22 protein-coding genes and 3 tRNA genes are annotated in these 23891 nt (G+C 68.0%); 5 read left to right on the forward strand and 20 right to left on the reverse strand.

Annotation, left to right across the window (positions count from 1 at the left end):
* Window positions 1-17 precede the first annotated feature (17 nt).
* From BBA86_RS11760 to tilS, 14 genes are all read right to left on the reverse strand, one after another.
* Window positions 18-1043 carry a LacI family DNA-binding transcriptional regulator gene (locus BBA86_RS11760; RefSeq protein ID WP_065571734.1) on the reverse strand — a complete coding sequence of 342 codons (1026 nt, stop codon included), beginning with the start codon at window positions 1041-1043 and terminating at the stop codon, window positions 18-20.
* A gap of 325 nt (window positions 1044-1368) precedes the next feature.
* Window positions 1369-2919: a lysine--tRNA ligase gene (lysS, locus tag BBA86_RS11765; RefSeq protein WP_065571735.1), complete on the reverse strand. Its 1551-nt coding sequence runs from the start codon at window positions 2917-2919 to the stop codon at window positions 1369-1371.
* Window positions 2920-3033: 114 nt separating this feature from the next.
* Window positions 3034-3762 (reverse strand): formylglycine-generating enzyme family protein, encoded by a 729-nt coding sequence (locus BBA86_RS11770; RefSeq protein ID WP_065571736.1) that lies wholly within the window; start codon window positions 3760-3762, stop codon window positions 3034-3036.
* Window positions 3759-4463 (reverse strand): DUF2520 domain-containing protein, encoded by a 705-nt coding sequence (locus tag BBA86_RS11775; protein ID WP_065572288.1) that lies wholly within the window; start codon window positions 4461-4463, stop codon window positions 3759-3761. The genes BBA86_RS11770 and BBA86_RS11775 overlap by 4 nt, the downstream gene beginning before the upstream one ends.
* Entirely contained in the window at window positions 4460-6160 is a 1701-nt protein-coding gene (locus BBA86_RS11780) for a PH domain-containing protein (RefSeq protein ID WP_065571737.1), read from the reverse strand. Before BBA86_RS11780 ends, BBA86_RS11775 begins: the two co-directional genes overlap by 4 nt.
* Window positions 6157-6729 (reverse strand): PH domain-containing protein, encoded by a 573-nt coding sequence (locus tag BBA86_RS11785; protein ID WP_065571738.1) that lies wholly within the window; start codon window positions 6727-6729, stop codon window positions 6157-6159. The genes BBA86_RS11780 and BBA86_RS11785 overlap by 4 nt, the downstream gene beginning before the upstream one ends.
* Complete coding sequence (locus tag BBA86_RS11790; RefSeq protein WP_065571739.1) at window positions 6674-7165, reverse strand: DUF3180 domain-containing protein; 492 nt, start codon at window positions 7163-7165, stop codon at window positions 6674-6676. The genes BBA86_RS11785 and BBA86_RS11790 overlap by 56 nt, the downstream gene beginning before the upstream one ends.
* Window positions 7162-7698: a 2-amino-4-hydroxy-6-hydroxymethyldihydropteridine diphosphokinase gene (folK, locus tag BBA86_RS11795; protein ID WP_065571740.1), complete on the reverse strand. Its 537-nt coding sequence runs from the start codon at window positions 7696-7698 to the stop codon at window positions 7162-7164. The genes BBA86_RS11790 and folK overlap by 4 nt, the downstream gene beginning before the upstream one ends.
* Window positions 7695-8063: a dihydroneopterin aldolase gene (gene folB, locus BBA86_RS11800; RefSeq protein ID WP_065571741.1), complete on the reverse strand. Its 369-nt coding sequence runs from the start codon at window positions 8061-8063 to the stop codon at window positions 7695-7697. The genes folK and folB overlap by 4 nt, the downstream gene beginning before the upstream one ends.
* Window positions 8060-8869: a dihydropteroate synthase gene (folP, locus tag BBA86_RS11805; protein ID WP_065571742.1), complete on the reverse strand. Its 810-nt coding sequence runs from the start codon at window positions 8867-8869 to the stop codon at window positions 8060-8062. Before folP ends, folB begins: the two co-directional genes overlap by 4 nt.
* On the reverse strand, window positions 8866-9456 hold the full coding sequence (gene folE, locus BBA86_RS11810; RefSeq protein ID WP_065571743.1) for a GTP cyclohydrolase I: 591 nt from the start codon (window positions 9454-9456) through the stop codon (window positions 8866-8868). The genes folP and folE overlap by 4 nt, the downstream gene beginning before the upstream one ends.
* Before the next feature lie 10 nt (window positions 9457-9466).
* Window positions 9467-11470 carry an ATP-dependent zinc metalloprotease FtsH gene (gene ftsH / locus BBA86_RS11815; protein ID WP_065571744.1) on the reverse strand — a complete coding sequence of 668 codons (2004 nt, stop codon included), beginning with the start codon at window positions 11468-11470 and terminating at the stop codon, window positions 9467-9469.
* A gap of 70 nt (window positions 11471-11540) precedes the next feature.
* On the reverse strand, window positions 11541-12092 hold the full coding sequence (hpt, locus tag BBA86_RS11820; protein WP_065571745.1) for a hypoxanthine phosphoribosyltransferase: 552 nt from the start codon (window positions 12090-12092) through the stop codon (window positions 11541-11543).
* A gap of 9 nt (window positions 12093-12101) precedes the next feature.
* Window positions 12102-13124, reverse strand: coding sequence for a tRNA lysidine(34) synthetase TilS (tilS, locus tag BBA86_RS11825; protein ID WP_065571746.1), 1023 nt, complete (start codon window positions 13122-13124; stop codon window positions 12102-12104).
* A gap of 181 nt (window positions 13125-13305) precedes the next feature.
* Between tilS and BBA86_RS11830 the strand changes: the two genes are divergently transcribed.
* Window positions 13306-13839, forward strand: coding sequence for an inorganic diphosphatase (locus BBA86_RS11830; RefSeq protein WP_018185764.1), 534 nt, complete (start codon window positions 13306-13308; stop codon window positions 13837-13839).
* A gap of 65 nt (window positions 13840-13904) precedes the next feature.
* On the opposite strand, the gene BBA86_RS11835 is transcribed toward BBA86_RS11830, so the two are convergent.
* Window positions 13905-15389 carry a M23 family metallopeptidase gene (locus BBA86_RS11835; protein ID WP_065571747.1) on the reverse strand — a complete coding sequence of 495 codons (1485 nt, stop codon included), beginning with the start codon at window positions 15387-15389 and terminating at the stop codon, window positions 13905-13907.
* A gap of 211 nt (window positions 15390-15600) precedes the next feature.
* Between BBA86_RS11835 and BBA86_RS11840 the strand changes: the two genes are divergently transcribed.
* The 4 genes from BBA86_RS11840 (at window position 15601) to BBA86_RS11855 (ending at window position 17972) form a co-directional block, all read left to right on the forward strand.
* Window positions 15601-15673, forward strand: a tRNA-Glu gene (locus BBA86_RS11840).
* Between the two features lie 21 nt (window positions 15674-15694).
* Window positions 15695-15768, forward strand: a tRNA-Asp gene (locus tag BBA86_RS11845).
* Between the two features lie 82 nt (window positions 15769-15850).
* Window positions 15851-15923, forward strand: a tRNA-Phe gene (locus tag BBA86_RS11850).
* A gap of 540 nt (window positions 15924-16463) precedes the next feature.
* Window positions 16464-17972 carry a GTP pyrophosphokinase family protein gene (locus BBA86_RS11855; protein WP_065571748.1) on the forward strand — a complete coding sequence of 503 codons (1509 nt, stop codon included), beginning with the start codon at window positions 16464-16466 and terminating at the stop codon, window positions 17970-17972.
* Between the two features lie 308 nt (window positions 17973-18280).
* Here the strand turns inward: BBA86_RS11855 and BBA86_RS11860 are convergent, their stop codons facing one another.
* The 5 genes from BBA86_RS11860 to BBA86_RS11875 all read right to left on the reverse strand — a co-directional run bounded on the left by BBA86_RS11860 (window position 18281) and on the right by BBA86_RS11875 (window position 23717).
* Entirely contained in the window at window positions 18281-20251 is a 1971-nt protein-coding gene (locus BBA86_RS11860; protein WP_065571749.1) for a hypothetical protein, read from the reverse strand.
* Complete coding sequence (locus BBA86_RS11865) at window positions 20248-20682, reverse strand: hypothetical protein (RefSeq protein WP_065571750.1); 435 nt, start codon at window positions 20680-20682, stop codon at window positions 20248-20250. The genes BBA86_RS11860 and BBA86_RS11865 overlap by 4 nt, the downstream gene beginning before the upstream one ends.
* 118 nt (window positions 20683-20800) lie before the next feature.
* A complete protein-coding gene (locus BBA86_RS11870) occupies window positions 20801-21793 on the reverse strand; it encodes a hypothetical protein (RefSeq protein ID WP_065571751.1) in 993 nt (330 codons plus the stop codon).
* 473 nt (window positions 21794-22266) lie between these two features.
* Entirely contained in the window at window positions 22267-22413 is a 147-nt protein-coding gene (locus BBA86_RS14610) for a hypothetical protein (RefSeq protein WP_189318460.1), read from the reverse strand.
* 41 nt (window positions 22414-22454) lie between these two features.
* On the reverse strand, window positions 22455-23717 hold the full coding sequence (locus BBA86_RS11875; protein ID WP_065571752.1) for a DUF1524 domain-containing protein: 1263 nt from the start codon (window positions 23715-23717) through the stop codon (window positions 22455-22457).
* Window positions 23718-23891 lie beyond the last annotated feature (174 nt).

Here is a 23891-nt window from a genome sequence, read left to right on the forward strand (position 1 = left end):
CTGTCGGCGGACGCGCGTCACGCGCCCGTGGGAGGTGCCGTCGAACCCCGGACGGCGAGGGTGGGATCGGGAAGGTCGATGTGCGCGGGTGCGTCGCCGGCGATCGCGGCCAGGAGCGTCCGCGCGGCGGTGATGCCCCAGCCGCGGGCGTCGGTCGCGACGCTCGTGAGGGCGGGGTGCACCCACCGCCCGATCTCGGTGTCGTCGAACCCCGTGATCGAGAGGTCCTCCGGCACGCGCAGCCCGCGGCGATGGGCGACACCCATCCCGGCGACGGCCATGCTGTCGTTCGCGTAGATGATCGCGGTCGCCCGGGTGGTCTCGTCCAGAAGGGATGCCGTGGCCCGGGCGCCGTCGGCGGCGCTGAAGTCGGTTTCCACGACGGCGACATCGAGGCCGGCGGCATCCGCGGCATCCAGGAACGCGTCGCGGCGGTGCTGGGCGTGGAGCATGCCGGAGGGTCCTGCGACGTGCGCGATGCGGCGGTGCCCGAGACCCGCGAGATGCTCGACCGCGAGCCGGATGCCGGCGCCGTCATCCGACGAGACCGAGGCGAACGGCGAGGCGACGTCGGGGGCGCCGAGAGTGACAGCAGGGATCGAGAGTTCGGCGAGGAGCGCGATGCGCGGATCCGCCGCGCGGATGTCGGTGAGGATGACGCCGTCCACCCGGCGGTCGGCGGCGAGTGCCCGATAGGTGTCGGCTTCCTGCCGACCGGGGTTCGCGACGGCGAGGACGAGCGCTTGCCCCGTGACGGAGAACTCGTCTTCGAGGCCGGCGATGAAGGAGGGGAAGAACGGGTCCGCCGCGATGACGTCGGGACTGCGGCCGATGACGAGCCCGCACGCGAACGCGCGGCCGACGCTGAGGGACCGCGCGCTCAGGCTCGGCGTCCAGCCGAGGTCGGCTGCGGTGTCCATGATGCGTCGTCGCGTGTCGGCGGCGACGCCGGGACGACCGTTCAGCGCGAAGGAGACGAGTCCCTTGCTGACGCCGGCTGCGCGCGCGACATCCGCGATCGTCGGACGGGTCTCGGGCGGCATCGGTCACTCCTTCGTGGCGAACCCGTTCCACTAAACCGGTTCAGGCGACCAAAAAGCAAGACCTTGACTTTCGAGGGAGGCGCGGGAGTGCGCCCGCGATCACCGCGGGCGCACCGCGATCACGCCCGCATCCCCGCATCACCCCGCGCCCGCGCAGCGCACCAGGTAGCCCGCCATGCCCGTCGGCCACATCATGTGAGCCGGACGAGACCCCATCTTCCGCACCGCGCACGACGTGTGATGTCGTCGCGAGCACATGATGTGGACCGAGGAAGACCCGGCCGGGACACGCGGGACCTGCGCACGCGCGGACGTGCCGCGACCGCTACTTGACGAGCGGGAAGAGGATCGTCTCGCGGATGCCGAGGCCCGTGATCGCCATCAGCAGGCGGTCGATCCCCATGCCCATGCCACCGGTGGGCGGCATGCCGTGCTCGAGCGCCCGCAAGAACTCCTCATCGACGCGCATCGCCTCGTCGTCGCCGCGCGCGGCGAGCTTCGCCTGCTCGACGAACCGCTCGCGCTGGATGACGGGGTCGACGAGCTCGGAGTAACCGGTCGCGAGCTCGAAGCCGCGGACGTAGAGGTCCCACTTCTCGACGACGCCCGGGATGGTGCGGTGCTCGCGCACGAGAGGTGAGGTGTCGAGCGGGAAGTCCATGACGAACGTCGGGCGCTCGAGGCCGCCCTTCACGAAGTGCTCCCAGAGCTCCTCGACGAACTTGCCGTGGGTGGCGATCTTCTCGGGGACCTCGACACCCGCCTCGGCCGCGAGCGCCTGCAGGTCCTCGAACGGGGTCGCGGGCGTGATGCGGCGACGCTGCGCTTCGGGGAGCGCGCTCTGCGCGACGGCATCCGACAGCGACTCGTACATCGAGATGCGGTCCCACTGACCGCCGAGGTCGTACTCGGTGCCGTCGGCCCACGTGACGGTGGTCGAGCCGGCGACCGCGATCGCGGCGTTCTGGATCAGCTCCTGGGTCAGGTCGGCGATCCCGTTGTAGTCGCTGTAGGACTGGTACGCCTCGAGCATCGCGAACTCGGGGCTGTGCGTGGAGTCGGCGCCCTCGTTGCGGAAGTTGCGGTTGATCTCGTAGACGCGGTCGATGCCGCCGACGACGGCGCGCTTGAGGAAGAGCTCCGGCGCGATGCGGAGGTACAGCTCGGTGTCGAACGCGTTCGAGTGCGTGACGAACGGGCGAGCGGCGGCGCCGCCGTGCTGCACCTGCAGCATCGGCGTCTCGACCTCGAGGAAGCCGTGCGCGTCGAACGTACGGCGGAGCGAGGCGTTGACCTTCGCGCGGGCGACGACGGTCTCGCGAGCGGTGTCGCGCACGATGAGGTCGAGGAAGCGCGAGCGCACGCGGCTCTCCTCACTCAGCTCGGAGTGCAGGTTCGGGAGGGGCAGCAGCGCCTTCGCGGCGATGGTCCAGTCGGTGACCATGATCGACAGCTCGCCGCGGCGGCTGGAGATGACCTGGCCGGTGACCGAGACGTGGTCGCCGAGGTCGACGAGTTCCTTCCACGCCTGCAGCGACTCGTCGCCCACCTCGGCGAGGGAGACCATCGCCTGGATGCGGCTGCCGTCGCCCGCCTGGAGCGCCGCGAAGCACAGCTTGCCGGTGTTGCGGCTGAAGACGATCCGGCCGGCGACCGACGCGGTCTCGCCCGTCTCGTCGCCCGCCTCGAGCGAGGCGAACCGCTCGCGCAGGGACGAGATCGTGTCGGTGACGGGCACCGTCACGGGGTAGGCGCCACCCGCGGCATCCGCTCGTTCGCTCAACAGTCGTTCCCGCTTCGCGAGACGGACCGCCTTCTGCTCGATGACGTCCTCTTCGGTCGTCTCGGCGGGCGTGGGCGCGGACGCGTCGGTCATGTTCGGGGGCTCCTCGGGGATTCGACCCTTCAGTCTATCGACGGGGTCCCGTGCGGTTTCCGAGCGGATGCCGGTGGCCGCCGTGCCCGCACCCCGGACTCAGCGGCGCGGGGTTCACCCGGGCGGACGCGGGTCGCCGCCTGCGGCACGCTCCGTGTCGAACGCGGCCGACCAGCCCTGTGCGGCATCCACCGTGTCGAAGCCGCCCCGCGCGATGCGGAACCCGACGTCGTCGTGCGTCATGCGCGGGCCGCCGCCCCGGCGCGTTCCAGCTCGGACGCTCCAGGCATCGTCGGCGAAACCGCCGCCGCGGAAGACCCGGTAATCGTCGTAGCGCTCAGTGTCGAGGGAGTCCCAGCACCACTCCCAGACGTTGCCGAGCGTGTCGAACAGGCCGTTCAGGTTCGGGAGCTTGCCGCCGACCGGCTGCGGCGACGTCACACCGTCGCCCGCCGTCCACGCGACCTCGGCGAGCGGACCGTAGTGCGGTCCGGTCGAACCCGCACGGCACGCGTACTCCCACTCGGCCTCGGTCGGCAGCCGGAAGCCATCGCTGTCGACGTGCCAGCGCACCTCCTCGCCGTCCACGGCATACGCCGGATCGAGCCCCTCCCACTCCGACAGCGCGTTGCAGAAGCGCACGGCGCGCAGCCAGCTCACCTCGACGGCGGGACGGCGGGGGTCGGATGCCGCGACCCCGATCACCTCGGAGAGCTGCTCCTCCGTGACCGGGTAGACGCCGATCTCGAACGGCTCGAGCGCGACGCTCCAGCGCCGGCGGCGTCGCGCGTCATGGAGTTCGACGCTGCCCGCGGGGATGCGGGCGAGCTCCACATCGCTCACGGCAGCGGCGGTCCGTCGCCGAGCGAGGGGGCCGCGGCGCTCAGCGCACGATCGATCGTCGTGTGGACGAGGGCGGACAGGTATCGAGACGGATCGTCGACGCCTGCCCCACGCAGCAGATCGGCCGCCTGCTGGACGATCGACGACGAGAATGCGGTCGCGGTCGAGATCGCCTCGCCGTATGCGGCACGGTCGGCGTCGGCGACGACGACCGGCTCGCACCCCATCTCGACGGCGAGCGCCTGCGCGATCGGGAGGACGGCTGCCGGCGCCGTCACCGCGGCATACGCATCTTTGAGGGCGCGCAGGTCGGTCGACGTGCCGGTGAAGGCGATCGCAGGGTGGATGGCGAGGGGGATGGCTCCCCGCCCGGCGGCCGGGGCCAGCACCTGTATGCCGTGCGCGGCATCCGTGTGCATCACGATCTGTCCGACCTGCCATGCGCCGATCTCGGCGAGACCGGACACGAGGCCGGGCAGCTCATCGTGCGGCACCGCGAGGACGACCAGCTCGCTGCGGCGGATCACCTCTTCGGCGCTGACGCGCGGCACCTCGGGGAGGATCGCCTCGACACGATCGTCGTCGGAACCCGCGGTGATCCCGGTCAGGGCGTGCCCCGCACCGGCGAGCGCAGCCGCGACGACGGGACCTACCCGGCCGGCGCCGATGACACCGACACCGAGGCGCCCCTCGCGGGTCACCGGTCCTCCGCAGGTGGGGCCGGTGGCGCAGGCGGCGCCCACGCCGGCGGCGCGAACGAGCCGGGCGCCTCGGGCGGCGTGAGGGACGGCGCGGCTTCCGGCCACTCCACCTCCACCGCATTCCGCTCGCCCCCGTCCGTCGACGACGAGCTCTCCGCGGATGCCTCGGCCACCGCGGCGGCCGTGATCGCGTTCCACCGGGCGTAGGCCTGCTCGTGGTCGAGCGACTCGATGGTCCCCGAGACGGGTCCCATCACGGTGTGCCCGGTGAGGGCCGCGAGTCCCAGGCGACGCGCGAGGGGACCCTGGGAGATCCGCACCGACTGCAGCCGCGCGAGCGGCAGGATGGTGAGCTTCGGCCACAGGCGTCCCGTGCGCATGAGCACCGCCTGCGGCAGGACGAGGATGCCGTTGCGGCGCCACGTGAGCGGATCGATGACGCGGGCGCGAGCGGGCGACGTGAGGTATCCGTCCCCGTCACGCGGACCGCGCAGTCCCGCGTCGAGCAGAGGCGCATCGATGTGCAGCGACGGCAGGAGCAGCCGTAGGACGCGCTCGACGTCGGCCTGGGTTCCGATGGGCAGCACATCGCCCATCTGAGCGGCCGACGCGTCGCTCGCCGAGCGCCCCGACAGCTTGTTGACGCGGATGCGGTACCAGCCGCCCCACCGCCACAGCAACGGCTGACGGATGTCGACGGCGTGCACGCGGCCCGGCGGCAGCGTTTCGGTGACGGTCGTGAGGAGGCCGAAAGTGATGCGCACCCCGGCCGACGACGGCGCGATCGAGTACCGCACGGTCTTGATGAACTGCCGGATCGCGTACGTCCCGAAACCGATCGCGGCTGGAACCGAGGCGCCTAGGGCCGGGATGATCCAGACCGGCTGCAGCACGAGCCCGACGATCACGGCGACCACGATCAGCACGAACCAGATGGTCGAGCCCGACAGCAGGCCCGCGAGGATGAGGCGCGACATCGGCACCCGGACGATCGACTCCGGTTCGGCTCCGTCGTCATCGACGCCGTCGACGATCTCGCTGAGGCCGGCGCTCACCCGCGAGCTCAGGCGGCCATCGGCGGCGGCGGGGCGTGCCGCGGCATCCTTCGCGCGATGTCCCGACGCGAGACGCAGGATGTCGCCGCGCACCGTCTCGGCGTTCCGCGTCGACAGGTATTCGAGCTTCACATTCGCGTCGAGGCCCGCGCCGACGACCTCGAGCTTCGCAAGCCCGACGAGGCGAGCGAGGGCGGGTCGGGTCAGGTTGACTCCCTGCACGCGGTCCAGGGGCGCGCGCCGGTGGGTACGGAACAGCACGCCGCTGCGCACCTCGACCTCGTCGCCCGTGATGCGGAAGGTGTGGAACCGCCACGCCGTCCAGAAGATCGCCAGCAGGACGACGAGACCGACCACGACGACGACGATCGCCTGCACCGCGATGCCGTTCTGCAGGACGAAATCGACAGGATCCTCCTCGTCCCACCGGAAGTTCTCCGGCAGGAAGAAGGCGATGAGACGGTCGCGGAGGTTGGCGACCAGGATGCCGATGATCACGATGAGCGTCAGCCCGCCGCGGAGGAGAGGCGACAGCGGATGCATCCGGTGCCATTCGCCGTCGCTCATGTCGGAGTGCACCGCTGCCGGCGGCGGTGCCGACGCGTGCTCCGCGGGCGCGGCGTGCGGGTCGAGGTCGCTCACAGACCGGTCCGCCGGGTCTCAGCCACCTCGATGAGCGTGTCGCGCAGCTGCTCCGCATCGGCCTGCGGGAGGCCGGGGATCGTGACGCCGGTGGATGCCGCGGCGGTGACGAGCTTCAACTGGGCGATGCCCAGCATCCGATCGAGGGGGCCGTGGGTGATGTCGACGAGCTGAAGGCGGCCGTACGGGACGGACACCATCCGCTGCCAGAGGATGCCGCGACGGAAGACCAGGTCGTCCTCTCGCAGTTGGTATCCGATCGACCGCGCCTGACGGGGTGTGACGACGAGGGCGACGAGTGCGACCGCGAACATGATGGCGCCGGGGATGAAAGGCCAGGTCGCCTCGAACATGAGCCAGAGGGTGAGGACGGCGGCGGCCGCCAGCACCATCAGCACCAGGTAACCGACGATCTGACCGATCACGTACTTACGCGACAGCTGTCGCCACTGGCCGTCGCCCAGCGGCAGACGGGAGGATCCGCGTGGTTCGAGGATCGAGGTGAAGGTCTCGTCAATCGGAGTGGGAGAGCCCGTAGCCGGGTTCCTCGGGTCCGGGCTGGTCGTCATCATCGTCCTTCCGGATCGTGCACAGGTGTTCGGCGACGAGGGCGGCGCCGACGAGGAGCAGCCCGCCCCCCAGCGCGGCGACCACCGCACCCGTCGAGCCTAACGACGGCGACACCGGTCGTGTGAGAACGAAGACGAGAAGTCCGCCGGCGAACCCGGCGACGAGGGCCCCGACGATGCTCGACGCCTTCGCCATCATGGCGATCCGCAGCGCACGGAACGGGTCCACCGGAGCAGCCGCCCCGACCGTCGCACGACGCACGGGGATGGCGGCGATGACCACCGCGGCGCCCAGGGCGACGAGCAGGATCGGCAACAGCGGCGACGGCGTGAAACTCGGATGCCCCATCCCGGTGAGGATCTGATCGACGAAGAAGCCGGCGAACCCGGCGACGACGGCGACCGCGACGAGCAGAAGAGGTTTCGTGCGGGTCATGCGGTGCCCCCGGGGAGTGCGGCCCGCAGGTCGGCGACCTTCCCGACGCCCGGCAGCACCGCGTCCGGGTCGATGCTCAGCCAGGGGTCCAGCACGAAGTCGCGCTCCGCGGCACGGGGATGCGGCAGAACGAGGGCTGGGTCGTCGGAGCGCACGTCCCCGTACGCGATGAGGTCGAGGTCCAGGGTCCGGCTCCCCCATCGCTCGCGGCGTTCCCGCCCATGACGCCCTTCGATCGCGTGCAGGTAGCCGAGCAGCAGACTCGGGGCGAGCCTCGTGTCGACGAGTGCGACCGTGTTGAGGTAACGGGGGGCGTCGGCATCCGGTCCCCCCAGGGTGATCGCGACGGACTCGAGCGGGTCGGCGGCGGCGACGAGGGTCGTCAACGGCAACCGGCCGAGGTCTGCCACCGCCTCGTCGATCGTGCCGGCACGGTCGCCCAGGTTCGCCCCCAGCGCGATGACGGCGCGGTGGGCGGGGCCCGCTGCGCGCGGTTCCTTCGGCGGCATCTCTTCGGCCAGGCGGCGACTCATGCGCGGGACCTCCGCACCGTGACGGCGACATCGCCGAACGGGACCGGGATCGGCGCGGCCGGCTTGTGCACGGTCACCGCGACGGCGTCGACGAGGGGCCAGTCCGACAGCACGGCGGTCGCGATGCGCTCGGCGAGAGTCTCGATGAGGTCGACCGGCTCGCCCGCGAGGATCGCGGCGACCCGCTCGGCGACCTCGCCGTAGTGGACGGTGTCGGTGACGTCGTCGGTGGCGGCGGCCCGGGCCAACGAAAGCGACAGCGTCAGGTCGGCGACGAACTCCTGTCCGTCACGGCGCTCGTGCTCGTAGACGCCGTGGAACCCGGTGGAGCGGATGCCGGTGATCGCGATCTCGTCGGTCGTCATCCTTCACCCTCCCACGCCGTCCGCACCGCGAGGGCCAGACGCGTCGCGGCGACGTCGTGCACGCGCACCGCCCAGACGCCGGCTTGCGCGGCGAGGACGCTCGTGACGGCTGTGGCGAGGTCGAGGTCGTCCTCACCGGTGAGCTCGATGTCCGCGCCCGACGCGGCGACCGCCAGCATCCGTTTGCGACTCGTTCCGACGAGCACGCGCTGCCCGCCGACGACGAGCCGGCCGAGGCCGCGGACGACCCGCCAGTTCTGCTCGGGCGTTTTGCCGAAGCCGAAGCCCGGGTCGATCACGATGCGGTGATCTGGGATGCCGGCCGCCCGAGCGGCGGCGACGCGTTCACCGAGTTCGCCGACCACCTCCGCGACGATGTCCTCGTAGACGGCGGTGCCGTACATGTCGGCGGAGTGCCCCCGCCAGTGCTGCAGGACGACGTCGGCATCGGTGCCGGCCACGGCCGCGAGCATGTCCGGATCGGCGATTCCGCCCGAAACGTCGTTGACGATGCGGGCCCCGGCTGCGACCGCGGCGACCGCCGTGGCGGCGTTCATCGTGTCGACGCTGATCGTCGCGCCCTCGGCGGCGAGCGCCTCGACGACGGGCAGGATCCGGGCCTGCTCATCGCTGGGTGCCACGCGGGTCGCGCCGGGTCGCGTCGACTCCCCGCCGATGTCGAGCAGGTCAGCCCCGTCGGCGAGGAGGGCGCGGCCGTGCGCGATCGCCGCATCGTGCGACGCGTAGCGTCCGCCGTCGCTGAACGAATCCGGCGTGACGTTCACGACCCCCATGACGAGGGTCACGTCCGGCCGCCCGTCAGCAGGGCGATCGCCTCTGCGCGCTCAGCCGGCTCCGTGAACCGGCCGCGGGCCGCGACGGTGACGGTGGATGCCGACGGCTGGCGTCCCCCGCGCATCGTGACGCACTCGTGCACGGCGTCGAGCACGACGAGCACTCCGCGCGTATCGATCGATCCGGCGATCGCATCGGCGATCTGCTCGCCCAGGCGCTCCTGCACCTGCGGGCGCGCCGCGAGGATGTCGATCACCTTCGGCAGAGCGCCGAGCCCCACCACCTGCTCGCCGGGGAGGTAGGCGACGTGCGCGCGCCCCGCGAACGGCAGGAGGTGATGCTCGCACATCGAGCGGAACCGGACGTCGCGCAGCATGACCGCGCCAGAGGGCAGCGTGTCGGGGGCCGGGCCGCGGCTGACCGAGATGGTGTGCGCGAGCGGCTCAGCGGCATCCTCTCCGACGCCCGAGAAGAACTCCGCATACGCGTCGGCGACGCGCTGCGGAGTCAGCTTCAGGCCGGGGCGTTCCGGGTCCTCACCGATGGCGACGAGAAGCTCCCGCACCAATTCGGAGACGCGCTCGCGGTCGACCGCCATGCGCGCCGCCTCAGGCCGTCGCGGGTCGAGCCTGCCCGGTCGCGTGGCGCGCCGGTGAGGTCTCGGGAGCCGTCTGCTCGGCCTCGGTGTTCGCTGCGACCGGAGCCTCGGCCCGACGCGGCACCTCGACCGGCGGAAGCGTCGAGACGGGACGCTCGCTGCTCGAGAGCCACTGCGGGCGCGGGGGCAGGCGCTTGATGTCCGAGAAGATCTCGGCGAGCTCGATGTGGTCGAGCGTCTCCTTCTCGAGGAGCGCGAGGGCGAGACGGTCGAGGACCTCGCGGTTCGCGTTCAGCACCTCGTAGGCCTCGTTGTGCGCCTGCTCGATGAGGCCGCGGACCTGGGCGTCGACGCGCTCTGCGATCCGCTCGCTGAAGTCGCGGCCATGGCCCATGTCGCGACCCATGAAGACCTCACCCGACGACGAGCCGAGCTTGACGGGACCGACCTCGGTGGTCATGCCGTACTCGGTGACCATCTTGCGGGCGATGCCGGTGGCCTTCTCGATGTCGTTCGAGGCGCCCGTGGTCGGGTCGTGGAAGACGATCTCCTCGGCGACGCGGCCGCCCATGGCGTACGTCAGCTGGTCCTGCAGCTCGTTGCGGGTCACGGAGTACTTGTCGTCGAGCGGCAGCACCATCGTGTAGCCGAGCGCCTTGCCGCGGGGAAGGATGGTGACCTTCGTGACGGGGTCGGTGTGGTTCATCGCTGCGGCAGCGAGGGCGTGGCCGCCCTCGTGGTACGCCGTGATCAGCTTCTCCTTGTCCTTCATGACGCGGGTGCGACGCTGCGGACCGGCGATGACACGGTCGATCGCTTCGTCGAGGGCGCGCATGTCGATGAGCTGCGCATTCGAGCGGGCCGTCAGAAGCGCGGCCTCATTGAGGACGTTCGCAAGATCGGCGCCGGTGAAGCCGGGGGTCTTGCGCGCGATGACGGCCAGGTCGACCGAGGGCGAGAGCGGCTTGCCGCGGCCGTGCACCTCGAGGATGCGCTGGCGGCCCTTGAGGTCGGGCGCGTCGACGCCGATCTGACGGTCGAAGCGGCCCGGGCGCAGGAGCGCGGGGTCGAGGATGTCGGGACGGTTCGTCGCGGCGATGACGAGCACGGACACCTTCGGGTCGAAGCCGTCCATCTCGACGAGCATCTGGTTGAGCGTCTGCTCGCGCTCGTCGTGACCGCCGCCCATGCCGGCGCCGCGGTGGCGGCCGACGGCGTCGATCTCGTCGATGAAGATGATGGCCGGAGCGTTCTCCTTGGCCTCCTTGAAGAGGTCGCGCACGCGGCTCGCGCCGACGCCCACGAACATCTCGACGAAGTCGGAACCCGAGATCGAGTAGAACGGGACGCCCGCCTCGCCGGCGACAGCACGCGCGAGCAGGGTCTTACCGGTTCCGGGAGGGCCGTACAGAAGCACACCCTTCGGGATGCGGGCGCCGACGGCCTGGAACTTGGCCGGGTCCTTCAGGAAGTCTTTGATCTCCTGCATCTCCTCGATGGCCTCGTCGGAGCCGGCGACGTCGGCGAAGGTGACCGTCGGGGTCTCCTTCGTCACGAGCTTCGCTCGCGACTTGCCGAACTGCATGACCTTGCTGCCGCCGCCCTGGGCGCTCGAGAGCAGCCACCAGAAGAGCAGACCGAGGATGAGGATGGGGAGGAGGATCGAGATCAGGCTGCCGAACCAGCTGGTCTGCGGCACGACGTCGTTGTAACCGTCTTTCGGGGCGGCGGAGTTCACGGCCTGCACCACCGCGTCGGCGCGCTCGGTGACGTAGTAGAACTGCACGTTCGTCGACCCCTCGAACGCCTTGTTCAGGGTGAGATCGACGCGGTTGTCACCGTCGGTGATCACCGCCTTGCTCACGGTCGAGCCGTCGAGGAGCGTGAGACCCTGCTGCGTCGTGATGCTCTTCGCACCGGTGAGGTTCGAGATCAGCGTCATGCCGATGATCAAGAGCACGCCGATGAGAACCACGTAGACGAACGGGTTGCGGGAGAGCTTCTTGACGTTCATGGTGCGTTCAGGCTACCCCCGCGGCGCTATGCGAGGTCTGTGCGTTCGTTTTGGGCGTACCGGGGTGCGCTCAGGAGTAGACGTGCGGTGCGAGGACCGCCACGTCGCGGAGGTTCCGGTACTTCTCCGCGAAGTCCAGGCCGTAACCGACGACGAACTCGACCGGGATGTCGAAACCGACGTAACGGCAGTCGATCTCGACCTTCGCAGCCTCGGGCTTGCGCAGGAGCGCGAGCACCTCGATGGAGGCCGCGCCGCGCGAGGCGAAGTTCTCGAGCAGCCAGCTCAGAGTGAGGCCGGAGTCGATGATGTCCTCGACGATCAGGACGTGCTTGCCAGAGATGTCGGTGTCGAGGTCCTTCCGGATCTGGACGACACCGCTCGACTTGGTTCCGGCCCCGTAGGACGACACGGCCATCCAGTCCATCTCCATCGGGCGCTTGAGCGACCGGGCGAAGTCGGCCATCACCATGACGGCACCCTTCAGCACACCGACCAGCAGCAGATCCTTGCCTTCGTAGTCCGCCTCGACCTGACGGGCGAGCTCTTCGAGCTTGGCCTGGATCTCCTCCTCGGTGACGAGGACATCGGTGAGCTGGTCGGCGATCTCGGCTGCGCGCATTGCAGAAGTCTAAATACCGAGATCGGATGCCGGCGTCGCGGCGTCCGATCCCGTCCCCGTGAACTCGATCATGGCGCCCGTGCGGCGGGCGCGGCATCCGGGCAGGTCGATCGGTCCCTGCCCCGCCCAGTCCGTCACGAGGCGCGCCACCTCGAGCGTCTGAGTGCGGGTGAGTGAGACGTGGAACTCGCTCGCGACGACGTGCCGGATGATGCGGTGTCGGAGCGCGGGCGGGTTGGCCGCGAGGGCGGCGACCGAGACCGCGATGCCCGCCTCGGCGTGCTCGACGATGTCCTCGATGGTCTCGTCGATCATGTCGTCGAAGGCCTCCGCGTCTTCGCGGAGCTGGGCGGCCGTGCGGACGAGGGCGTCGGCGATTCCCGGGCCGAGCTCGGCCTCGAGCATCGGCAGCACCGTTTCGCGGACGCGCACCCGGGCGTACTTCGGGTCGCGGTTGTGCGGGTCCTCCCACGGCTCGAGGCCCTGCGCCGCGCACGCGTCGCGCGTGGTCGTGCGACGCACGTCGAGAAGAGGACGCAGCAGGGGGACGCCGCCCAGATCGGATGCCGCCGCCATCCCCTGCAGGCTGCCGGCGCCGGATCCGCGGGCCAACCCCAGGAGCACCGTCTCGGCCTGGTCGTCCAGCGTGTGCCCGAGCAGGACCGCCGCCGCACGGACGTCGCGCGCGGCATCCCGGAGCACGCGGTACCGCGCGTCGCGCGCCGCTGCCTCGGGGCCGCCCTCGGTGCCGACCTGCACCCGGACGATGAGCGGATCGAGGCCGAGCGTCGCCGCCCCGCGGGCGGCAGCCGAGGCGACCTCGGCGGAGTCCGGTTGCAGACCGTGATCGACGGTGACGGACGCCGCCCGCAGTCCGAGCTTCGGGGCCTCGAAGCCGACCGCTGCGGCCAGGGCGAGCGAATCGGCGCCGCCCGAGAGCCCGACGATGACGACGGCTCCCTCGGGGAGTCCGGTCAGAGCGGTGCGGACGGCGCGGCGGACCTCGGCGACGGCAGGATGCAGGGACGGCACGGAGCAACGCTATCCGGCCCGGCGTTCCGTATTCAGTCTCCGCTGCGCACCGGGGCGGGGGGGGCCGCGTCTTCTCGGGTCGTTGCCCGCGAGTGGCAGCCGCGGAGACTGAGTTCGGCTCACCCACCCGCGCAAGTAGGCTTATGCCCGCATCCCACCGGACTTTCAAAGGAGCACAGGTATGGGCGCGTACGACGCCGTCATCGAGATCCCGCGCGGCAGCCGCGTGAAGTACGAGGTCGACCACGGCACGGGCCGCGTCTTCCTCGACCGCGTTCTGTTCACCCCCATGGGGTACCCCGCGAACTACGGCTTCTTCGAGAACACGCTCGGCGAGGACGGCGACCCGCTCGACGTGCTCGTCCTCCTCGACCGCGAGATCTACCCGGGCGTGCTCGCCAAGGTCCGTCCCGTCGCCGTCCTCAAGATGAGCGACGAGGCCGGCGGCGACGACAAGGTCGTGGCTGTCCTCGCGAAGGACCCGCGCTGGGCGCACATCCAGGACGTCGACGACATCGACGAGTGGACCAAGGGCGAGATCGGCCACTTCTTCGAGCGTTACAAGGACCTCGAGCCCGGCAAGTGGGTCAAGGTCGACGAGTGGGCGGGCGCCGCCGAGGCCGAGCGCCTCGTGTCCGAGGCTTTCACGCGCTTCGACGAGCACGAGGGCGAGACCCGCACGCAGGGTGAGGGCGAAGCGCCCAACAGCCTCTGAGGCTCATAACGAGAAGGTCGGATGCCGCGCGGCATCCGACCTTCGTCGTTTCGGGACGCTGAGCGTCAGACGCTGATGCCGCGGGCCCGCAGGAAGGGTGCCGGGTCGACGCGGATGCCGCCGCGATAGACCTCGAAGTGCAGGTGGCAGCCGGTGGATGCCCCGGTGCTGCCGATGTAGGCGATGGTCTGGCCGGCGCGGACGTAGTCGCCGATGCTCACCGCGTAGCCGCCGTCGATGATGTGGGCGTAGCCGGTGATGGTGCCGTCCCGGTGCCGGACCTTCACGAAGTTGCCCCAGTCGCCGCTGTAGCCGGCGAAGACGACGGTGCCCGAAGCAGCGGCGTAGATGGGCGAGCCGCACGAGCTGGCGAAGTCGATTCCGCGGTGACCGCTGGCGGTGCACCCGCTCGGGGTGCAGATGCTGCCGCGGACGCCGAACCATGAGCTGATGTAGCCATGGGCGGGGCGCACCCAGCCCGAGGGCTGAACGGAGCCGCCGGTGCTGCCACCGCCGCCGCCGGACGATCCGCCGCCGCCGGAGGACCCACCGCCGCCGCCGGACGAGCCACCGCCGCCGCCGGACGAGCCCCCGCCGCTGTTGTTCTTGGCCTCGTCTTCGCGTCGGCGCTTCTCTTCGGCGAGCCGGCGCTCTTCGGCGAGCTTGGCCCGGCGGAGGGCTTCGGCCCGAGCTTTGCGAGCGGCTTCCTCGCGACGCTTGCGCTCCGCCTCGACCCCGGCCTTGTAGCCGGCGACGGTCTTCGCGGTCGTGTCCTGCAGCGCCTGGAGCTGTGCTTCGAGGACCTCGCGGTGCTCGTTCTGCGCAGCGAGCGCGGCCTGGGCGGCTTCGGCGGCATCCTGCGCGGCCTGCATCTTCTGCTCGGCTTCGGCCTTGCGCTTGTCGCGTTCGTCGCGGGCGACCTGCGCCTGCGCGGCGAGGTTCTTGGCGCTGTCGCGCGCACCGATCGCCTCGGCGTAGACGTCTCGGTTGGCCTCGACGAGGCGGTCCATCGTGCCGAGGCGGCCGAGCAGGTCATCGGCGGTCGCGGACGAGTCGGAGAAGAACAGGTCGAGGGTCGCGTCGCCCTTGCCCGAGCGGTACTGCTGCGCGGCGAGCACTCCCAGCTTCGAAGCGGCTTCCTTCGCCCGCTCCTCTTCGGCGTCGGCCTGCGCCTGGCGCTGATCCGCGAGCGCGGCCGCGTCCTCGTAGGCGATGAGGGCGTCCTGATACTCGACGCCGAGTCGCTCGGCCTCGGCCTGCTTGGCGACGACGTCGTTCTCGAGCGACGAGATGAGGTTCTGGATGCGGGTGATCTCGGAGCCCTTGGCGGACTCGTTCTTGCGGGCCTTCTCGACGTCGTCCCAGCTGGGATACGAGGTCGCGGCGAACGCGGGCAGGGCGAAGCCGATGCCGGTGGATGCTGCGGCCACGCCGAGCGCTCCGAGCCCGAGGACGTTGCGACGGCTGATGCGTGACGAGATCGATCGCATCTCGTCGGCGGTGGGCGCGCAGCCGCAGTCGACGTCGATCGCTTCGGGTAGGTCGGTCACTGCACACACCCTTCCCTCGGCCAGACGGCGTGCTGATCCGCCCATCACAGTAGCAACACTGGTCACATTCGTCACAGAAGAGCTTGTGGGAGGCACGGCCATCCTGCCCCCGTTCCGAGGGTCGGAGGGGTCGGCGCGCCCTCGATTCGCACATTCGCCAGGGATCGCATATGCTTGACCCTCGGTAAGCGTGATCCCCCCGGGGTCGCTCGGCCCCATCGTTTAGCGGCCTAGGACGCCGCCCTTTCACGGCGGTAGCACGGGTTCGAATCCCGTTGGGGTCACTCCCACAACTTAATAAGTATGGCCCTGTAGCGCAGTTGGTTAGCGTGCCGCCCTGTCACGGCGGAGGTCGCGGGTTCAAGTCCCGTCAGGGTCGCTCCGAGCGACAGGCCCTTGTCTTCAGCTTCTGTTGAATTCACGGGCCTTTCGTCTAGGACATGGCACTTCTGATGCCATGCGGCTCTGTAGCTCAGTTGGTAGAGCGCACGACTGAAAATCGTGAGGTCACGGGATCGACGCCCGTCGGAGCCACACGAACCGTCGTTACAACGGTTCTAGGAACCCTCGCGAAGCTTCTATTCGCGGGGGTTTCGCCTTTCCCCGGGTGAGACGCGGCTTTCCGCGCCACCCCGGGCGAGCAGAACCGCGTGTGTCCGGCGAGCGAATTGAAGACGAAACGCTCCGATCGGACGCTGTGCGCCATGACTCTGGCAGTGGTTGAGCCGGTCTGGGGCCGGTTCAAGGCCACCCCGAGCCCGAGCAAGCAGCAGCTACCGCGCGACGTCGATTGGCGGCCTCGAAACTGAGACCACCCCGCGTTGGGGTTGAGCCCGGCTGGGTTTGCGTGAGCAAACTCTCGACCAACGCTCGATGAGCTGAGAACGATTTTGAAGCGGACGCTAGATCGACAGAGCCTCGGGCTCAAGCGAGAGTTCGGAAAGGGGCGGCGACGCATAGGAGACCAGCCCTTCAGCCCTAATCGGTGATTGGGACAACGCGATGGTTGCCTCTAAATCTGGTGGCGCGTTGGCCGAGCCCGGCTCTAGGATCTGATGGAGCCTGGGGGGCACTGTGACGGACGAGTGGGAGCTCAAGTACGACGATTACGTGGCCTGGTACACCGGAGCGCGGAAGAGCTTCCTTGCACCCGCGCTCGCGACGGCGCTGAGGTTGATGGGCGAGCTGCTCGATGCGCGCGTGGACAGTGTCGATCGCGGTAGGTTTCGAATATCAGCAAGCCGAGTTAAGAGCGCGCAACGATCCTTCGCGAAGCTGAGCAACGACAAGTACCGCTCACGTCTAAGGAACTACGCCCAGACGCCTGACGTTCTGGACGATCTGGTCGGCATGCGACTGGTCTGCAACAACCTCTCCGACATCAACACTTTGCAAGAGATATTGGGCGAGCTGCCGCTCGAGGACGGCTCCTCGGCCGGGCTCACGGTTGAACCGGATTCTCACCGCGACTACTTCAGCGACCCGAAGCCTTCGGGCTATCGTGCGTACCACGTCAATCTCGTCGTACCGGTTCCACAGATGACGGGTCACCGACGCGTACGCGTCGAGGTTCAGGCACGCACCCTTCTGCAGGACGGTTGGGGCGAGCTCACCCATGAGGACACGTACAAGCCGGGATCAACGGTGCCGGACTGGATAGTCGGAATGTCGCTCCGGATGGCGGAGCTGCTCGCCGCGGTCGACAACATTGCTCAGGATCTACGCACGGGACTCGACATCGAGACCCAGCGCTCGGTGCTGTCGTCGGATGGCAAGAATGACGGAGTCGAGGGAGCGCACATTGGCGACGGCTCAGCAGAACTCGTCATCGCAACTGCAAGCCCGCTCACGCCAGCGAGCCACCCAGTCAATGAAGACGAACGGAGCAGCGACGAACCACCTGAAAGCGATCCGATTGAGTCCGCCGTCTTGTCCGAGACCCAACGCTTAGTGGGCGCACTCGCTAAGCCGACCGCACTCGCAGTAGTCGCACAGGATCTCAACACAATCTTCGGAGCCGAGATAACGCGCACGTGGGCCAAGTTTGGCGGATTCAAGAAGCTCGTCCAGATAGCGGTTCCGGAAGCGGCGCTTTCTGGTCCCGCACCCGGCTACATCCACCCCCCTAACACGCCGATACCCGATGACTGGACGACGGAAAACACCGGAGAGGGGTCGATACCCGACCTTGTCCGTGCATTGCGGACTTACGACAAGGCGGTTCCCCTGGTTGGAACACAGAGGCTGAACGACGTCATAGTTGCGGTGACAAACGCATTGCGCGACTCGGATGCGCGTGCCCTAACGGGGAGCGCGACGATATCTCAGATAGAGGCCCTTGCCCGCAAGGCGAGAGCCGATGCCGAGTCTCGTGATCGGCTAGTCGTGCGGCCCCACGCGGTTTACGTTCTACAAGCGCTGAACAGAGCGGGGCGGGTCTCCAGTGATATCAGCGATGCCGAGGTCCGCGCCATTGTCTTCGCTCGGATCTTCCGCCTTGCCGAGCAGAATCACTTGATAGAGGATGCTTTAGAAGCTCGTCGGGAACTCGCTGGATGGCTTGGTGTACAACTAACAAGCTGATCACAGGGGTGGGCCGAGCATTGGTCCGTTCTTTTAACGTCGTCCCCGCGGGCTTCAATCTCGCGTCAGTGAGGAGATCGGCGTGATCGTCGGCCTCAGTCGCCCCGCTCACCCGAAGGTCGATGTGACGAACGACGCCTCACTCAGGCGTGAGGTAGGCGAACTGTGAGAACTTTCTTTACTCGTTCAAGGCCGGCCTCCGGCCGGCACCGGCGCGTGGCCGGCGCACTGCGGTGCGTCCGGTCCTCGCTCCGCTGCGGTCCGGGCGCTCCTCGCGCGCCGCCCCCACACCAGCGAGCGACGCTTCATCACTCGATCGCGTCGTCGATTAACCCGAACGGCGGAACAGCGCGATTCCCCGAAAATCGGATGACAATGCTGCTGGCTAGCTCGGGAGGCGGTGAATTGTCTACGAAGACGGCCTGAGCTCCGCTTCCGGCACCAGCAAGCCACGACTCCACGTGTCTATAGACGTTGTCTACGAGCTTGGCGTCAGCGAAATCAGCGTCTTCAGGACCCGCTCGGTGGCCGAGATTCTTCTGTGGGCTATCGACAACCAAGAGTCCTGGGAGTAGGGCCCGCCTTTCCCAACTGATCTCCCAGAGGGCCATGGCCCAGGCAAGACTGATGAGCACAAGTCCGCCGCTACTCGCTTTCGTGTAGACCGCGCCGCGGACATGCGGGATCAGCCTGTCGTCAAGCCACGCGTCCCCCTTGAGCTTGGGGTAGCCAAAGTCCGTCAGGATGTTTGCGAAACGCTTCGAGAGCGCCGTCTTCACTTCCGCTCGATCGGGCCTCGTGCTGAGTTCTCTCTGCTCACGTCGGAGACGCGTGACGGTGCCCTGCCGCGCATCCCGCTGCCTCTCTGCCTCTTCGACTCGACCCCAGAAACGAACTCCGACCTCAGCCCGAGCAACCTCAGATTCCGCTGCGTTGAGATCACGCATGAGTTGATCACGCGCCGCCAAGAACGGGGCCGGAAGTTCGGCTGCGTGGTTGAGCTCGGAGGCAAGCTCCTGAACCGCCGCCTGCTCCGACGCCGCCCGCGATTCGAACACCCTCAGCTCCGACTCGAGCCGACCAAGGTACTCCGTCAACTCGTCGAGTCGCTGGGTAGTTGAACGAAGCTCTCGTCGCGACAATATGGACCCCGACGCTACGACGGATCGATCCTCGGACCCACAAAGGGAGCAGTGCCCGTGATCGAGGCTCACATCGCGGCCTAGCGTGGCCAGACAAGCTGGGCAGACCTCTATCCGCAAAGGGTCGAACACCTTCTCTGCCTCAGTGAGGAATGTCAGTTTTCGCTTGTCGTCCGCATACTGCAGGGCGAGCGCGCGTAGGCGGTCGATGAGGCTCTCCCTGGAGCGAACTCGCTCCCAGGCCTCGGACTCGATCTTCTGTTGACGAGTGAGTCGATTGCGAAGATCTGACAAACCATTCTGAGCAGCCGATTCGATCCGGTCGGTCCGAGCTACCTCGGCTCTGAGCGCCTCACGCTTGACCGAGGCATCTTCCAAAACGATCGACGCTCCGGTGGGGCCTAGAGGGTATTCCTTGTCGACGACCGCCGTCAGCGCCCGAACGGTCGACTCGGCCTCGCGCAGCGCCTCCTCCGCGCGTCGAAGACGCTGGGTCGCCAAGCCCAGTTCTTCATCCGACACCTGGAAAGCGAAGTCGATGGTCTGCTGGAGTTTGTACGCGACAACGGGATTCCCGTTCTCAACCAAGAGGTTCTGACTGTCCAGTCGCGAATTCTTATAGAAGATCAGCCGGGTTAGATCCTTAAAGCTGAACGCATGGGAATCTGCGTTTGGATTGCCGGCACTCGTGTTGAGTCGAGCGCCGGCTAGTCCAAGAGCGTCCATCAGAAAGTAAGAAAGTGAGTCTTCTGCACCAGGCTTGTCGAGCTGGTAACGCGCTTCAAGCGCGTCACCAATCAACTCAATCGGCGCGTTCCATATCGACGCAAACTTGGACGGTGTGCCTACTGTCGTTCTCTGAATCGTATATATCTCGCCGTTGAGGGAGACCTCCAGGACCGCGCTAGTGACGTTGTCCCGCATCTCTTCGTGGTCTGGGAAGTCGTCGCCCCCCAAGAGATACATCACGTACTCGATAACACTCGTCTTGCCGGTCTGAGACGCTCCAGCAACGATCCCGATTGGCCGAACTAGGTCGTCCGCCAGAAAGCTGACCTCATAGGTTCGGGGGTTGGAGATGGTTCCAAACAGCCGCAGTCGGCGGATTCGCAGACCGGTGAGGCTCTCGTCAATCATGAATCTCCAACTTCGGGACGGACAACGTCGTCGAATAGATCGAGCATCAGCCAATGGGTTCCCGCCCAGCGCGCACTGGCTTCACGCAGGGCTCGGTCCGACAGCTTGTTTAGACGAATGAGGACGATTTCCGCCGCTAACCGGTGCGCATCCGCGTAGGCCGTTTCGAGCTGCCGAGCGATGCCTTCGCCAGCGTCGGTGATCACGAACGCTTCCTCGCCAATGGCGATGAGTCCGCGAGCTACCAAAAAGGCCAAATCTGCTCGAATTCGTTCCCGACGGCTAACAAAACGATGCCCCAGCGACGCGTAGGAGAGTTGGCCGCGCGTATAACCAACGAGCTCGAGCCTCAACGCATCGCGCTGGTCGCCGACATCGTCTCCGGATAGGACCGCGAACGGATTCGCGGTGAAGAAGTCGTAGGTCGCCACCCGATCAGTCGTAGGCATTTGAACAGACAACTGTGAAGCAACCGAGAAGCCCAAAAGCAGTTGGGCAGCACGGAACGACACCTGACCGTCTAGATCGTGGGTAGGGATGAGCGGAACTTCAAGACTCTCCACGCCGAATCACCTCCGCCACGATCTCAGGGCCAGAGGGTCCAGCGTGGTCTTTCGCGACTTGACGCCAATGCAGCACCCAGCCGGCACGAACGTGCTCTACCAATCGGTGCGCTATGCCACGCCTGTGAGCCGGGCGAAGCGGGAGTTTTCCTGTTGGCGGCAGGGCGCCAGCAGCTGCCACGACGGCGTCGACCAACCCGGTCATCTGGCCACCTTCGTCGGCTGACGCGCTGGCGAGGTTGAACGCTGACTCCCACTCACCGTGGATGTCAAGTTCGATCTCTTTCAGCGCGCTCACCTCGCCGGGAACAGCACGCGCAGCCACGTCTCTAGCCATCGCCTCCGCTGCGAAAAAGTAGCCTTTCGCCGCGTCCGTTTCGAGATGACCAGCGAGGTTGAGCTGCCGGACGAACAGCGCTCCCTCGAGTGCACTCAGATCACTCGCGACCTTCACCTCGATGGGATCACCCGGTGCGATGATCTTCGGGAAGTACTGTTCGCGAACCCAGGACGCGTCGGGTCGCATAAGTTCACGCCGCAGGCGCCCACCGTTCTTGAGCTCGATGACAATCCCCTCGTGTTTGCGGCGCTTTCCCGCCGCCCACGTGTCGAACCACTTTTGTTCGTCGGGCGGTAACACCGAGGGGACGCATAGGGTCCACGCCGCGACGGTGAACGAGTTTTCTGCCGCCTTCTTCATGACCTCATTGAAGGAAGCTCGAATTTGCCCTCGCTGCGTTTCACCCCAATCGAGGAAGAACTTCGACTGCCAGACGACCATGTGTCCGTTGAGCGCGCCCACGTAGGTGTCAATCCCCCAGTCGCTCCCGGATGGCGCAGCGACTTCAGACGCAGCGGGTACCTGGACCGAGACGAGGTCGGTAACCAGCAACTGAAAACGCTCGCGGGCGCCAGCAAGGGTCTTACTGTCATCGAGAAATCGTCGAAAGAGCACGTCGGGCGCAGCCAACTCGTCCAATGCGCCCCCTATCAAGCAACCTGCGGCCACCCCTGAGCAGCCCGGGCCTCTACGCCCTTGGGACGAGACTAGCTACTCGTCGGCCAGAACCCACGAGTGCTTAGACGCGCGCCGGGAACTCAACTGGCTGCGTCATCTAGGGTCGTCCAAGACGTCGACTGGACGCGCCCTACGCTGAACCGTCGGCACAGCACCTAATCGGCACAGGGTTCCGGGCCGGTGCTGGGCCGGGAACTCGGTTGAAACCATCGACAACCAGCCATCACCAACGGGCACGACTTCCGCGGAATCATGCGGTAATCGAGCATCAACTGACACCCGTAAACCCGTGTCACACAACTGAAAATCGTGAGGTCACGGGATCGACGCCCGTCGGAGCCACACGAACCGTCGTTACAACGGTTCTAGGAACCCTCGCGAAGCTTCTATTCGCGGGGGTTTCGCCTTTTCCCGGCTCGCCGCGCGTCAGTCGCTCAGCCCGCGTCGACTCGCTGGCTCTCCGCCGCCAGACGCGCCTCCTGGATGCCGTGCGCGACGGCCTTGCGGACGACCCAATAGAGGACGTACGAGCCGGCGGCGAACACGGCGACGAAGAGCACGGCGCTCGTCAGGGGATCCATGCGACCAGTGTGGCCGCCACCGACGCGTCTGTCGACCGTCGCTACTCGCAGCCGACGCCGTCGCCGTCCCGGTCGAGGTGCGTCGCGTACCCGGGGTCACCCACCCGCACGGGAGCTGCTCCAGCGTCGCGGGCCGCGGTGCAGTTCTTGTAGTACACATCCGCGGGCTTCGCGGGCGCGGGCTTCGCGGGAGCGGGTGCCGGTGCGGGCTTCGACTCCTGGGTCGGCTGAGGCTGCGGCTTCGGCGCCGGCGCGGCGCTCGGACGGGGCTTCGCCGCAGGCTCTTCCGCGATCGCCATGGCCCCCGCGGCGTAGTCGGAGGTCAGCAGAGGCTCGCCCGGGCACTCGGTCAGGATGCGCTCGACGGCGTCGCGCTCCGCCTGCGTGACCCACAGCCCGTACGCGACCTTCACCGAGACCTGCCGCGCGACGTACGCGCAACGGAACTCCTTGTTCTTCGGCAGCCACGTCGCGGCGTCGCTGTCGCTCTTCTGCGCGTTCGCGGCACCGTCGACGGCGAGAAGGTTGAGCGGGTCGTTCCCCAGGGTCTCGCGCTGGTGCGCGGTGAGCTGCTGCGCGCCCTTCTGCCAGGCATCCGACAACGGCACGACGTGATCGATCTGCACGAGGGCGGAGGTGTCCTGGCCGCGCACGAACGCGATGCGCTCTCCGGTGAACGGATCGTTCAGGATGCCGGAGGTCACGACGCAACCGTTCCTCTGCACGGCGGTGAGGTCGCGGGCGAGGACGTCGTCGCGCTGCCCGCAGCCGTTTCGGTCGATGTCCCTCCAGCGCTGGCCGAACTCGTCGCGGTCGTAGCCGGTCTTCGGCGCGCGACCCTTCACCTCGAGGGTCGCGAGGGCCGCCAGGGCGGTCCCCGCCTCGGGCACGACGGTCTGCGTCGGCGTCGGGGACGCCTGCTGTTCTGCGTCGACGACGACTGCGTCGTCGACGGCCGGGGATGTGGGCGCGAAAGCGACGGGCGCCTCATCCACGGTCGTGCCCGACCGCGGCAGGACGAGGTTGGCAATTCCTGCCGAGAGCAGCGCGACGACGACGGAGATGATCAGCGCGCGCGTGGCCGTCGCCGCGCTCGTGAACCGCAGGAACGTCGGAGTCTTCTTGCCGAGGGAGACCCCCGCGGTGATCGCGACGGCCACGGCGAGTGTGCAGATGATCGGGGAGAGGACGATGATCCCGATGATCAACGCCAGGACGAGGGCCGTCCACCAGAGCTTCCTGCGACGTCCCGTCTTCGCGGTCGCGGTGTCGGAGGTCGCGCGGGGCGGGGTCAACGAGGGCATGGTGGTGCTGCTCCTTCGAGCGAGGAAAGACCGCACGAAGGGCGCGCGAGTACCGAACGAACCGGCCACGGATCCGCGGCCAGCGGCAGGAGCCGGAGCATCGTCGGGTGGGACGGTCGGGCATAGCCTGGACGGAGCTGGGACAGCCCGCCGTCATCGACCGTATCCCGCGCC

The sequence above is a fragment of the Microbacterium oleivorans genome, from assembly GCF_001691565.1.
Lineage (GTDB): Bacteria > Actinomycetota > Actinomycetes > Actinomycetales > Microbacteriaceae > Microbacterium > Microbacterium oleivorans_B.